This is a genomic window from Mesorhizobium sp. WSM4810, from assembly GCF_055811235.1.
Window position 1 is genome coordinate 30,953 of the sequence record NZ_JBVVQV010000041.1, and the last position, 12,791, is coordinate 43,743.

12 protein-coding genes are annotated in these 12,791 nt (G+C 63.5%); 11 read left to right on the forward strand and 1 reads right to left on the reverse strand.

Annotated features, from left to right (window positions below; all coding sequences use genetic code 11):
• The first annotated feature begins 5 nt into the window (after positions 1 to 5).
• Together AC0L3O_RS32850 and AC0L3O_RS32855 are read left to right on the forward strand one after the other, a co-directional pair.
• Positions 6 to 1,361, forward strand: a complete 1,356-nt coding sequence (locus tag AC0L3O_RS32850; RefSeq protein ID WP_091599375.1) for a sigma-54-dependent transcriptional regulator — start codon at positions 6 to 8, stop codon at positions 1,359 to 1,361.
• A 292-nt stretch (positions 1,362 to 1,653) separates the two neighbouring features.
• Positions 1,654 to 2,379, forward strand: coding sequence for a 3-keto-5-aminohexanoate cleavage protein (locus tag AC0L3O_RS32855; RefSeq protein WP_473617749.1), 726 nt, complete (start codon positions 1,654 to 1,656; stop codon positions 2,377 to 2,379).
• A gap of 50 nt (positions 2,380 to 2,429) precedes the next feature.
• On the opposite strand, the gene AC0L3O_RS32860 is transcribed toward AC0L3O_RS32855, so the two are convergent.
• Positions 2,430 to 3,260 carry an NAD(P)H-dependent oxidoreductase gene (locus AC0L3O_RS32860; protein ID WP_473617750.1) on the reverse strand — a complete coding sequence of 277 codons (831 nt, stop codon included), beginning with the start codon at positions 3,258 to 3,260 and terminating at the stop codon, positions 2,430 to 2,432.
• A 93-nt stretch (positions 3,261 to 3,353) separates the two neighbouring features.
• On the opposite strand from AC0L3O_RS32860, the gene AC0L3O_RS32865 reads away from it, so the two are divergent.
• From AC0L3O_RS32865 to AC0L3O_RS32905, 9 genes are all read left to right on the forward strand, one after another.
• Positions 3,354 to 4,277 (forward strand): LysR family transcriptional regulator, encoded by a 924-nt coding sequence (locus AC0L3O_RS32865; RefSeq protein ID WP_473617751.1) that lies wholly within the window; start codon positions 3,354 to 3,356, stop codon positions 4,275 to 4,277.
• A 177-nt stretch (positions 4,278 to 4,454) separates the two neighbouring features.
• Positions 4,455 to 4,991, forward strand: coding sequence for an Lrp/AsnC family transcriptional regulator (locus AC0L3O_RS32870; RefSeq protein WP_128170918.1), 537 nt, complete (start codon positions 4,455 to 4,457; stop codon positions 4,989 to 4,991).
• A complete protein-coding gene (locus AC0L3O_RS32875; RefSeq protein WP_473481369.1) occupies positions 4,988 to 6,151 on the forward strand; it encodes a saccharopine dehydrogenase family protein in 1,164 nt (387 codons plus the stop codon). Before AC0L3O_RS32870 ends, AC0L3O_RS32875 begins: the two co-directional genes overlap by 4 nt.
• A gap of 113 nt (positions 6,152 to 6,264) precedes the next feature.
• Entirely contained in the window at positions 6,265 to 7,053 is a 789-nt protein-coding gene (locus AC0L3O_RS32880) for an ABC transporter substrate-binding protein (RefSeq protein ID WP_128170920.1), read from the forward strand.
• A gap of 129 nt (positions 7,054 to 7,182) precedes the next feature.
• Positions 7,183 to 7,854 (forward strand): amino acid ABC transporter permease, encoded by a 672-nt coding sequence (locus AC0L3O_RS32885; protein ID WP_473617753.1) that lies wholly within the window; start codon positions 7,183 to 7,185, stop codon positions 7,852 to 7,854.
• Positions 7,851 to 8,525: an amino acid ABC transporter permease gene (locus AC0L3O_RS32890; RefSeq protein WP_473617754.1), complete on the forward strand. Its 675-nt coding sequence runs from the start codon at positions 7,851 to 7,853 to the stop codon at positions 8,523 to 8,525. The genes AC0L3O_RS32885 and AC0L3O_RS32890 overlap by 4 nt, the downstream gene beginning before the upstream one ends.
• Before the next feature lie 29 nt (positions 8,526 to 8,554).
• Positions 8,555 to 9,283 (forward strand): amino acid ABC transporter ATP-binding protein, encoded by a 729-nt coding sequence (locus AC0L3O_RS32895; protein WP_128170924.1) that lies wholly within the window; start codon positions 8,555 to 8,557, stop codon positions 9,281 to 9,283.
• A 459-nt stretch (positions 9,284 to 9,742) separates the two neighbouring features.
• Positions 9,743 to 11,470, forward strand: a complete 1,728-nt coding sequence (locus AC0L3O_RS32900) for an adenylate/guanylate cyclase domain-containing protein (RefSeq protein WP_128173088.1) — start codon at positions 9,743 to 9,745, stop codon at positions 11,468 to 11,470.
• Between the two features lie 51 nt (positions 11,471 to 11,521).
• Positions 11,522 to 12,004 (forward strand): GNAT family N-acetyltransferase, encoded by a 483-nt coding sequence (locus AC0L3O_RS32905; protein ID WP_031254455.1) that lies wholly within the window; start codon positions 11,522 to 11,524, stop codon positions 12,002 to 12,004.
• Positions 12,005 to 12,791: the final 787 nt, after the last annotated feature.

Sequence of the window (12,791 nt, forward strand, 5' to 3'; positions counted from 1 at the left end):
GCAGCATGACGAACGACGACGCAGCGCCGGTCATCTTGGTCGATGACGACAGCGATCTCCTCAAGGCCACCGCGCAGACGCTCGAGCTTGCCGGCTTTTCGGTCTCGGCTTTTTCGGTGGCGGCCGAGGCGCTGGCCAGGCTCGACACCGGTTTTGCCGGCGTGGTGGTGTCGGATATCCGCATGCCTGAGATTGACGGCTTGCAGCTTTTCAACCGCATCCTGCGGCTGGACCCGGACATCCCGGTCATCCTCGTCACCGGGCATGGCGACATCGCGGTTGCCGTCAAGGCGATCAAGGACGGCGCCTACGACTTCATCACAAAACCCTTCGCCGCCGACCGGCTGGTGCAGAGCGTGCGCCGCGCCGCGGAAAAGCGCCGCCTGGTGATGGAGAACCGCGCCTTGCGCGAGGCGGCCGGAGAGGCGCAGGACGGCCTGCCGCTGATCGGCCAGACGCCGGCGATGGAAAGGCTGCGCCGCACGCTGCGCCAGATCGCCGACACCGATGTCGACGTGCTGGTGACCGGCGAAACCGGTTCCGGCAAGGAAGTGGTGGCCAGCCTTTTGCATCGCTGGAGTCGCCGCGCCAAGGGCAATTTCGTCGCGCTGAATTGCGGCACGCTGCCCGAGACGGTCATCGAGAGCGAATTGTTCGGCCACGAGGCCGGCGCCTTCACCGGGGCGCAGAAGAAGCGGATCGGCCGTATCGAGCATGCCAGCGGCGGCACGCTGTTCCTCGACGAGATCGAAAGCATGCCGGTCTCGACACAGGTGCAGATGCTGCGCGTGCTGGAAATGCGCGAGGTCACCCCGCTTGGCACCAACGAAATGCGGCCGGTCGACCTGCGCGTCGTTGCGGCCGCCAAGGTCGATCTCGGCGATCCGCGCCAGCGCGGCGCTTTCCGCGAGGATCTTTATTACCGGCTCAACGTGGTGACGATCTCCATTCCGCCGCTGCGCGAGCGCCGCGACGACGTCGCACTGCTGTTCTTCTACTTCGCCGAGCGCGCCGCCGCCCGCTTCCGGCGTCCGCTGCCGGCGGTGCCGGCCGCGGTGCACCGCCATCTCAGGGAGCATGACTGGCCTGGCAATGTACGCGAGCTCGCGCATTTCGCCGAACGCTTCGTGCTTGGACTGGAGGAAGACGCCGGAGTGGCATCCCCTGCCCCAGCCCAGCCGGATGCCGCCATGAAACTGCCGGAACGGCTGGAGCGCTACGAGGCCGACATCATCCGCGAGACGCTTAACCGCAACGAGGGCGACGTCAGGCGCACCATCGAAGCGCTGGGGATTCCGCGCAAGACCTTTTATGACAAGCTGCAGCGCCACGGCATCGTGCGCAGCGAGTTTTCGAGGTAGAGGGGCCAATGTCGGCGCTGCCCCTCATTGCCCTGCCAGGCATTTCTCCCCGTAGAACCGGGAGAAAGAAGCCTTCGCCGAGATTTCGCCAAAAACCAACGTTGCAGAAAGAGCGCCCGAGGTTGCAGCCAGCCCCTTCTCCCCGTTCTACTGGGAGAAGGTCCCGGCAGGGGGATGAGGGGCAGCGCCAACGTCTGCAAACGTCCCTCCCGCAGCAACTCTCCTGACGCGAACCGATTCCGGTTTTCGCCATCCTGCGCTACACTTGGTCCACTTCAACCGGACCACTCTCATGATTGTCCAGACCTGCATCAATGGCGCGCGCAGCGCCGATTTCCATCCGCAGCTGCCGCTTGACGCGGACGCCATGGCGCGTGACGGCGCGTCCTGCGTGGCCGCCGGTGCGGCCGAGCTGCATGTCCATGCACGCGGGCTCGACGGCCGCGAAAGCCTTGCCCCGGCGACAATAGACCGTACCATCCTGACGCTGCGCCGAGCCTGCCCGGGCACGCTGATCGGCGTGTCGACCGGCGCCTGGATCGAGAACGATGACGAGCGCACACTTGACGCGATCGCCGGCTGGAGCGAATTGCCTGACTACGCCTCGGTCAATCTGAGCGAGAAGGCCGCGCCCGAGGTCATGCAAAGCCTGCGGCAGCGCGGCATCGGTATCGAGGCCGGGCTCGCCTCCGTCGCTGATGCCGAGCGCCTGGTCCGCCTCGACCATGGCAACCAGGTGCTGCGCATCCTGATCGAGATTTCCGAGCAGGCGCTGGACGCGGCGCTGGAAGCCTGCGACGGCATCGCCGCCGTGCTCGACCGCGCCGGACTGCGTCGCGCCATCCTGCTGCACGGTGCCGACGCCATGGTGTGGCCGTTCGTGCACCGGGCGGCGGAGCGGCGCTGGTCGACGCGTGTCGGGCTGGAGGACGGCAAGGCGCTTCCGGACGGCACTACGGCATCAGGCAATGCCGCGCTGACGGCTGCTGCGGTTGCGATCTTCCGGGCCGGTCGTTGATTCATCCCGTAGGCTTCGGGCGCCTTGCCCGATCTTCTCGGGATGCTGCGTCAGGCCACGTCCCGCAAAGTCGAATGCGGCGTCGCCGATTTCGCGGTTGCGCGATCCTGGTGAAGCGCGAACCCTGCGGCGCCCGGGTCGCCCAGTTCAGAGCGGAGCTGCATGCTCGGGATGTGATAGTCGCCGCCATTCTGCTGCCGATAGGGAATCGGTCGGGTTGTCTCGAGCGTCCGCATCCTTTCGCGCAGGCGCTCCGCGACAGGCTCGAAATCGGCCTCGCCAAAACGATCCACTCTGTAGACGACGAACGGCGGCAGCACGTCATAGCCCGGATAGTAAAGGATCCCGTGATTGATCGGGAACAGCAGGTCGTCGATTGGGCCGTTGACGCCGCGGGCGGAGTAATGCTCCTCCCAGCCGCCGGCGGTCACGATCAGCATAGCGCGCTTGCCGGCGAGCGTTCCCTCGCCAAAGCGGTCACCCCACCGCTTGTCGCTATGCTCGCCGACACCATAGGCGAAGCCGTAGGCGTACACCCGGTCGACCCAGCCCTTGAGGATTGCCGGCATGGCATACCACCACAGCGGGAACTGGAGGATCAGCGTGTCGGCCCACAGCAGCTTGTCGATCTCTGCTTTAACATCTTCGGTTAGCGTGTTGGTCGCAAAAGCCTTTTTGGATGCCCCAGCCGGCAGGAAGCGCGCTTCGGGCGGCCACGACGGAAAGTCGGCACGGTCCACCTCGGCTTTCCAGCCATCGGCATAGAGGTCCGATATCAGCACCTCGTGGCCCTGGGCCTCGAGTTCCCTGATGGCGACGTCGCGCAGTGCGCCGTTGAGCGAACGCGGTTCAGGATGAGCAAAAACAAGCAGGACTTTCATGGGTCAACTCCGAAGAAGGACGATAGACGCTGAAGGTAGCCAGCCCCGGGATTATCCGCTACATCTGAGCAATGCATAAGATTATGCCGAATAATGGATAGGTCTGACGTGACACTCGAGCGCATGCGCACCTTCGTTCGCGTCGCCGAGCGCGGCAGCCTCTCGGCGGTGGCGCGCGAACTCGGAGTTGGGCAGTCGACGGTCACACGGCATCTGCGCGAGCTCGAGGAGGCTATCGGCGTGCCCTTGCTCAGCAGGACCACCCGGCGTGTCACGATGACCGATGAAGGCAGCCGTTACTATGCCGACGCCGTCCAGATCCTGCGCCTCGTTGAGCAGGCCGGCGATGAGGCACGGGGCACCCGCGGCGCTTCGGCCGGCACGATCCGGATATCCTGCACGGCGGCGCTCGGGGTCTTGCACGTCAGCCGCCTGATCTTCGCCTTTCAGGACCGCTATCCCGACATCGGGATCGATCTCAACCTCACCGACGAGCGCATCGACCTTGTGCGGGAGGGAGTCGACATCGCACTTCGCCTCGGTCCGCTCACCGACAGCTCGATGAAGCTGCGGGCGCTCGGCCAGTCCCGGCGCCTGCTGGTGGCGTCGCCGGCCTATCTGGCGGTGCGGGGCAGACCGGCTGTCCCGCAGGACCTGCCTGGCCATGAAGGCATCCGGATGTCGAAGATCGCAGGAAGCGACACGCTCGCCCTGCAGGGGCCGGGCGGCGAACGCCATGCGGTGCCTTTCGGCGGCCGATTTCGGATCGATCATGGGCTTGCAGCGCGCGAAGCGCTCGTCGCCGGGCGCGGCATCGCACCTGCCCATCACTGGCTTGTCGACGATCTCCTGGCGGCCGGCCGGCTGGAAGTGATCCTGCCGGACTACGCCCCGCCTCCCATTCCGCTGAGCATGCTGATCGTTCCGGAGCGCGCGGGCATTGCCAGGGTCCGGCTGCTGGTCGACTTTCTCGCCGAGCGGATCGGCGGCATTCCGGGGATTGGGAAGCCGCGTTAGCCGGCGTGTCCTCGGTCGGCTGCGGCACCGGCAAAACCCTCCGTCTTCCGGGATACACCGTCCGGCCTTGTTGACAGACGGCCGAACGCTCTTGCGATTTCAAAAGATACACCCTAAGCTGTTTTCATATCAGAAAGAAAACTCCATCATTTCTTTTCATTTATGAAAGTTTGAACGCTGCGGGAACATCTCGATCAGACCGACCGGCGACTGGTCAAGCTGCTGTCGCAGGATGCGCAGCTTGGCGTCAATCGCCTCGCCGAGAAGATGGCCGTCTCGGTGCCGACGGTGCGCATGCGGTTGCGCAACCTGCTCGACCGCAACCTGCTCAAGATCGTCGGGCTGCTCAACCTGACCGAGCGCCCAGAATTGATCTCGGCGATCGTCGGCATCAATGCGCAGGGGCGCGGCCGCGCTCGGGAACTGGCGCAGCGCATCGCCGAACTGCCTTTCGTGAACTCGGCCTCCGTCGTCACCGGACGCTTCGACATCATCGTCGACGTGACGGTGGCCGGCGATGTCGCCGATCTCTATCGCGTCACCAGCGAGCTGATCCCCGGCGCGGGCGAGCCCGGCGAAGTCGTGCGCAGCGAGACGTTCGTCGTCATGGCCTCCTGCAACAAATGGGTCAGCCTGCCCGAAGGCTGCTGGTCGGACGAGACCAAGCGCGACGAAACTGGGCGCGACGAACCTGGGCGAAAGGAAATACCATGAAGATCGCGGTTCTCGGCGGCCTCGGCCTGCAAGGCCGGGCGGCGATCGCCGATCTCATCGCCAGCGCCGATGTCGAAGAGGTCGTCTGCGTCGATACCGTGCCGGATGGCGCAGCCCGACTTGGCGGCCTGACCGACCTTACCCGCGTGCGTTTCGTCGTGCCCGACGGCGCGATCGCCCCTGTGTTGGCGAATGTGCTGGCAGGTGTCGACGCCGCCATAGATCTGTTGCCGCAGCCGCTGATGCGCGAGGCGGTGCAGGCCGCGATCGCGACGCGCACGCCGCTGGTCACCACCAATTACGGCAAGACGATCGCCGACCTTGCCCCCGCAGCGGAAGCGGCCGGCGTTTCGATCATGACCGAATGCGGGCTCGACCCCGGCATCGACCTTGTGCTCTACGCGCGCGCCGCCCGTCAGTTCGACGCCATCACGGCGATCGATTCCTATTGCGGCGGTATCCCCGAGCCGAAGGCGATGGCCAAGCCGCTGTGCTACAAGGTGAGCTGGAACTTCGACATGGTTCTGATGAGCCAGAACCGCGACAGCGTGCTGGTCGAGGATGGCCAACGGGTCGATGTGCCGGCCGGCCGCCAGCACGACAATCCGTTCATCCATCAGATCGAGGTCGAGGGGCTGGGCAGACTGGAAGCCTTCCCCAATGGCGATGCACCGCATTACGCCGGCATGCTTGCCGCCGCCAAGGGGCTGCAGCGCTCCGGCCGCTATTCGCTGCGCTGGCCGGGCTGGTCGGCGTTCTGGGCGCCCCTGAAGGAGCTCGGCTTCCTCTCCGAAGACAAGGTGCCCGGCGTTGGCGCCAGCCCACGCGAATTTCTCGGCCGGCTGCTCGGCCCGCAACTGAAATATGGCGCCGACGAGAAGGACCTGTGCGTGATGCGCAATGTCTTCTCAGGCACCCAAGGCGGCCGCCGCAAGACGGTGACCTTGGACCTGATCATCGAACGCGATCTCGCCTCCGGCCTGTTCGGCATGAGCCTAGGTGTCGGCTATCCCGCCAGCATCGTGGCGCAGATGCTGGTGCGGGGCGAAATTACCGAGCCCGGCCTGCTCAATCCACTGTTGCATGTGCCCGACGGCCGCTTCCTCGACGAACTGGCGAGACGCGGTATACGCGTATCCGAAACGATCGACCGGGACTGAAGGATTTTCGAACGGTGGTTCGCCGCCGGCAACGGCGCTGCCGCTCAAAAAGCACCCCCAAGGGGTGGAACAACAAAGTGAAAATAACAAACGACAACAAGGAGGAATGCCCAATGAAGATTGCCAAGCTTTTCATAGCAAGCCTTGCGCTCGCCGGCCTCACTGCCGCCGCCAGTGCCGGAACCCTCGACGAGATCACCAAGCGCGGCGAGTTGCGCGTCGCCGTGCAGACGCAGGGACCGCCCTTCTCGCTGGTCGGCGCTGCCGGCGAGCGCACCGGCAGTTCGGTCGAGCTTGCCGAACTGATGGCCAAGGAAATGGGCGTGAAGATCACCTTTTTGGATTTCGATTGGGACGGCCTGATCCCGGCGCTGCTGTCGGGCAAGGCCGATCTTCTGGTCGCCGACATGACGCCGACGCTGGCGCGGGCGATGAAGGTCGCCTTCACCAAGCCTTACATGTACACCGGCAGCACCGTCTTCACCAAAGCCGACGGCAAGTTCAAATCCACCGAGGATTGCAAGGCCAAGGGCACCAAGATCGCCGTGCTGCTCGGCGCCACCGGCGAGAAGGAGGCCAAGAAGGCTTTCCCGGACGCCGACATCAAGAGCTACAAGGGCGGCGGCCCGCTGCTGCTTGACGCCGTCAACAACGGCCAGGCCGATTGCGGCGTCAACGACGTCTCGGCGGTCAAGGGCCAGTCGACCGCCTACCCGGCGGGCAGCTTCACCATCATGCCGGAGATGCTGTCGAAGGAGCCGCTGGCCTTCGCCACGCGCTATGACGAGCAGGACCTGCTGACCTGGATGAACCTGTTCCTCGATCAGGTCAGCCTCGACGGCCGCCTGCAGAAGAACCTCGACTACTGGGTTAATTCCGACGACTGGAAGAAGGATCACTGAGTAGAGTGAATAGTGAATAGTGAGTAGTAAATCGCTACTCACTACTCGCTATTCGCTATTCGCTAATCCCTATTCACCATTCACTACTCCCTATTTCAATATTCGCCATTCACCATTTACCGCCCAGCGATGCTCGAAAATTTCAGCTTCCGCACCATTGTCGAATATCTGCCCCTGTTCGGGCAGGGCCTCGTCACGACCGTGTGGCTGTCTGTCCTCGCCTTTGCCGGGGCGCTCGCCGTCGGCATCGTGCTCGCCGCCATGAACCTTCAGCGCGCCCGGCTGTTCCGCATGCCGGCCAAGGCCTATATCGACGCGGTGCGCGCCACGCCCTTGCTGGCGCAGCTTTATTTCCTCTATTTCGGCCTGCCGCGGCTCGGCATCATCCTGCCTGAGCTCGTCGTCGGCATCCTCGCTCTGTCGCTGAACAGCGGCGCCTATGTCGCCGAGATCATCCGCGCCGGCATCCTGTCGATCCCGCGCGGCCAGGTCGAGGCCGGCGTCGCTTCGGGGATGACCTATGTCCAGCGCATGCGACTGGTCATCCTGCCGCAGGCGTTCAAGGTGACGATCCCGCCGCTGCTCGGCCAGGCGATCGTGCTGGTCAAGGATTCCGCCCTGCTGTCGCTGATCGCGGTCGCCGAACTGACGCGCGCCGGGCAATTGCTCGCCTCCGACCGCTTCATGCCGGCGGAAGGTTTCATCACCATCGCCGCCTTCTACCTGCTGCTCTATTACGGGCTGAAGGGACTGGCGGCGCTGTCCGGGCGCTGGCTCGGCCTGGCGGGGGCACGGACATGATCTGGCAGCAGCTGCAAAGCATAGCCGGCAGCTATCCCCTCGCCCTGCGCGGCCTCGGCATGACCGTGATGCTGTCGCTGGTCAGCCTGGTGCTCGGCACGCTGATCGGCTTTGGCCTCGGCATCCTGCGGACCGGCGGCAACCGGCTGATCAGCGGCGTGATCGGCGCCTGGGTCGACCTGATCCGCGGCACGCCGTTCCTGGTGCAGATTTTCCTGATCTTCTTCATCCTGCCGGAACTCGGCATCGAGCTCGACGCCTTCACCGCCGGCATCATCGCGCTGACCAATCTGGCCGCCTGCTTCATCTGCGAGATCGTCGTCGCCGGCATCCGCTCGGTGCCGACCGGCCAGGTCGAGGCGGCGCTGGCGTCCGGTCTGTCGCGCTGGCAGCGCATGCGCCAGGTGGTGCTGCCGCAGGCAATGCGCATCGTGCTGCCGCCGCTGGTCGGGCAATATGTGCTGTTGATCAAGGATTCCTCCGTCGTTTCGGCTATCGGGCTCACCGACCTCACCCGCGTCGGCTGGCTGGTTGTGCAACGCGTGCCGAACGGCCTGCTGGTCTTCTTCCTCGTCGGCCTCGGCTATTTCATCGTCTGTTATCCGCTGATCCTGCTGGCGAGCCGGCTTGAGCAGCGCATGGGTGCGGCCCATGGCGAGGTGCAGTTGTGACGTTGAACCTCAGCAAAAATGGCACCGGTATGATCGAGTTTCGCGGCGTCAACAAATGGTTCGGCGCGCTCAATGTGCTCAAGGACATCACGCTCAGCGTCGAGCCGCGCGAAGTGGTCGTCGTCTGCGGGCCGAGCGGTTCGGGCAAGAGCACGCTGATCCGCTGCATCAACGGGCTGGAGACGATCCGCGACGGCGACCTGGTGGTCGACAGCCAGCGCCTCGGCGACCCCGCCACCAACATGACGCGGCTGCGCACCGAGATTGGCTTCGTCTTCCAGTCCTTCAACCTCTATCCGCACAAGACGGCGCTCGAGAACGTGACGCTGGCGCCGATCCATGTGCGTAAGATCCCGCGCGCTGAAGCCGAGAAGGCCGGGCGCGAGCTGCTCGCCAAGGTCGGTCTTGCCGACAAGGTGAACGCCTATCCGGCGCAACTCTCCGGCGGTCAGCAGCAGCGCGTGGCGATCGCCCGCTGCCTCGGCATGCGCCCCAAGATCATGCTGTTCGACGAGCCGACCTCGGCGCTCGATCCAGAGATGATCTCGGAGGTGCTCGACGTCATGGTCGCGGTGGCAGAGGAAGGCATGACCATGATGGTGGTGACCCACGAAATGGGCTTTGCCCGCAAAGTCGCCCAGCGCGTGGTGTTCATGGATGCCGGCGCCATCGTCGAAAGCGGCACGCCGGATGAATTCTTCTCGCACCCCAAGACCGACCGCAGCCGCGCCTTCCTGAGCAAGATTCTGCGGCATTAGAGTCAAAACTCAACCAGCTGGCTGTCGCCAACGGCCGAGACGGGTGGAATGTTGCCATTCGTCTCGTCGATGGTAACGAGCAATTAGCGCCAGAAGCGGTCACTCCGTAGCAAGCCCTTGAATGACCGCAATGGGGCCGACAGCGGACTGGCAGCTTTGGCCCTCGAATCTTCAACAGCTGACCTTCAAGTCGGTGCGAGTAACGTCGTGACGTGACCCTAGTCGGAAATTCCCGGCTTAAATTTGCTCTCGGCAAGCGGACCTTCACCGCAACCAGCAGATTTGACCCCTTGCTGACCTTCTTGAGCCGTGCTCTTGCCAGAAAGCACACATAGGCCGCGACCAGTGCTGATCCGTTACTGACCTTCCTACGAGGTAGGCCGGGGTCGGGCTGATAGACTCGTTCACGAAGCGTCGGTACACTGCCGGACTGCTTTCAAATGAGAGCAATCGCCGCACATGACCGACGAACGCATCCAGCGTCGACTCGCCGCCGTAATGGCGGCCGATGTCGTTGGCTACAGCCGCCTCATGGAAACGGATGAGGCCGGCACGCTGGCCGCGCTCAAGTATCGACGTAAGCAAGTGCTGCAGCCGTTGCTCGCCAGGCACCATGGCCGGGTCTTTAAGGTGACTGGCGACGGCGTGATGGTGGAGTTCGCCAGCGCCGTCAATGCTTTGCAATGCGCCATAGACGTGCAGCATGCGATGGCTGCGGCCAATGCCGCTCTGCCTGAGAAGCTCCGTATTGTGCTGCGCATTGGCGTCAATTTGGGTGATGTGATGGTCGAGGGCAGTGACCTTTATGGCGATGGCGTCAACATCGCTGCGCGACTGGAAACCACCGCCGAGCCAGGCGGCATCCTCATCTCTGGAACGATCTACGACCACGTCCGAAATAAGATCGAGGTTGGTTTCGAGGATCTCGGGGCCCAGACCGTGAAAAACATTGCCCTGCCAGTTCGCATCTACCGCGTTTCCGGCACGCCGCCTGTTGTGACTTCCACATCCAAGGCCATCACCGACAAGCCTTCGATTGCCGTTCTGCCATTCACGAACATGAGCAGCGATCCCGAGCAGGAGTACTTCGCTGACGGTCTGGCGGAAGACCTGATCACTGACTTGTCGAAAGTGCCTGGTCTGTTGGTGATCGCACGCAACTCCACATTCGCTTACAAGGGGAGGTCAGTCGATGTCCGCTCCGTCGCCAGGGAGCTGAGGGTGCGCTATGTGCTTGAAGGTAGTGTCCGCAGGGAGAAGGCGAGGGTGCGGATCAATGCCCAGCTAATCGACGCGACGGACAGCAGTCACCTCTGGGCTGATCGCTTCGATCGCGACTTGGCGGACGTTTTCCTGTTGCAGGACGAGGTCGTCAGCACGATTGTAAGTGCCCTGTCCGGCGTGTTGCCGGCCGCGGTGACCACCAGCACACGTAGGACAGCAAGTCTCGAAGCGTATGACCTCTTCGTCCGCGGCCGCATGCTGGTGGTTCAGTCGCCCGAAAGCAACAGGGCCGCTCCCGTGCTCTTGGAAAGGGCCATCGAACTTGATCCTGGCTTCGCCGATGCTCATGCTTGGCTTGCGATGAGCCACCATTTTGCCTGGGCGTATTGGCTGGATGCTCCAGAGCGCCATCATTCGCTGGCTCTGGCGGCAGCCCGGCGCGCCGTATCGCTTGATCCGGAAAATGCCGTGGCCCATGCAATCCTCGGCGACGTGCTGATCTACGATGGCAAGCCGGATGAAGGCGCGGCGGAGCTGGCCACTGCCCTTCGGGTCAACCCCAATCATGCTGATGCCTGGGCATTCCTGGGGCAACTGAAGGCATTCGAGGGAAAGGCTATCGAGGGCATCGGACATTTGCGCCACGCCATTCGCCTCAATCCGCACCCGCCGGGGTGGTACTATTGGCTTCTCGGGCTCGCCCAATACGCAGCGGGTCAATACGCCGATGCCGTCGAAACACTCCGGCATGAGGCAACGCACCGGCTCGGCTCGCAACGTATCTTGGCTGCAAGTCTGGCACGGCTGGGGCATATGGAAGAGGCCAGGGAAGAAGCAAGGCAATTCCTCGCCTCGAATCAGGATTTCTCGATACAGCACTGGGCCAGCACACAACCGTTCCTGCACGAGGCTGATCGACAGCATTTCATCGATGGCTATGAAGACGCCGGCCTGCCACAGTAGGGCCGGACGTGGCCGCAACCCCATCCGTGCAAATTTGGATATCTAGCCTTGCTGACCATTCGCACAGCCACACTTGCCGACGCAGACGCCATTTGGAGCATACTCGAGCCCATCTTGCGGGCAGGCGAAACCTACGCGTTGCCGCCTGACTGGAGCCGATCCGACGCGCTGTCATACTGGTTTTCCCCGGATCACGAGGTGTTCGTCGCAGAGACGGACGAACTGGTGATGGGAACTTATTATCTGCACGCGAACCAACGGGGCGGCGGTGCCCACGTCGCCAACTGCGGTTATATAACCGCGCCGGACTCGGTCGGCCGGGGTATTGCAACGGCGATGTGCCAGCACTCTCTGGGTCGCGCGGCTGCGCGAGGCTTCCGGGCCATGCAGTTCAACTGTGTTGTCAGTACCAACGAACGCGCGGTCAAGCTTTGGCGTCATCTTGGATTCGACGTGGTCGGAACCATTCCGCAAGGTTTCGAGCATCCGGTTCTGGGGTTCGTGGACACGCTGGTAATGCACCGATCGCTCTGACTGCCTTGCGCAGGCGCATAGCAGCCCTAACACGCTGGTCAGATCGCGTCATGCAACGCTCGCAACTGAATGACCGCAAAAGGGTCGAACTCGGTCGTTCAGAGTGATTTGGGTTTTGGGGATGAGAGCGGCCGGCCATGAGAACTTCCCGAAATGTGAACGAGGGTGTCGGTAGCGCGCGCCTGATAGGGGCCACAAGCCACCCCACCCCCGCCACCGACGAACCCGGGCGGGGCGGGTGCCGGGGGCTACCAGCGCGACCCGAGCGGTGTCCGCGTTGCGGGCTCAGCGGCCTCTTGTTGCAGTTCTGCGGCGATTGGTTCGAACGTCGACGATGATGATTTGGCGTCGACCTTTCGTGGCGTGGTGCGCTTACTTCTCCTTGATACCAGCATCCGCGAGACGGCAGTGGGCGTGTAAGGCTTTCCGGCACTCGACAGATATCCCGCCCCAGCCAGCGCCTTAGCGACGTCGGCCAGGGTGCGTTGGCGGCCATTGACTGGATACCGATGCAGCTTCTTTGCGAGCGCAATCAGCTCAAGTCCGCCATCGAGTTAGCGGGAACTCCCGAGAATCGACGGAGGACATCTGAGCCATCCCGGGGACGCATTCGCTCCGATAATTGTATCCCGTACCGCTCGTGTTTGCAGCGTCGCGCGCGGTTGGCAAAGCAAGGCGCGATCCGAGCCGAATTACTGCAACGTTGCCGCCTGGAGCCGTCTATGGATCAAAATTCTGATGTGCCGACCTTATGCCAAGCATTGGTTCACTGTGGCGTCCGCGAGGC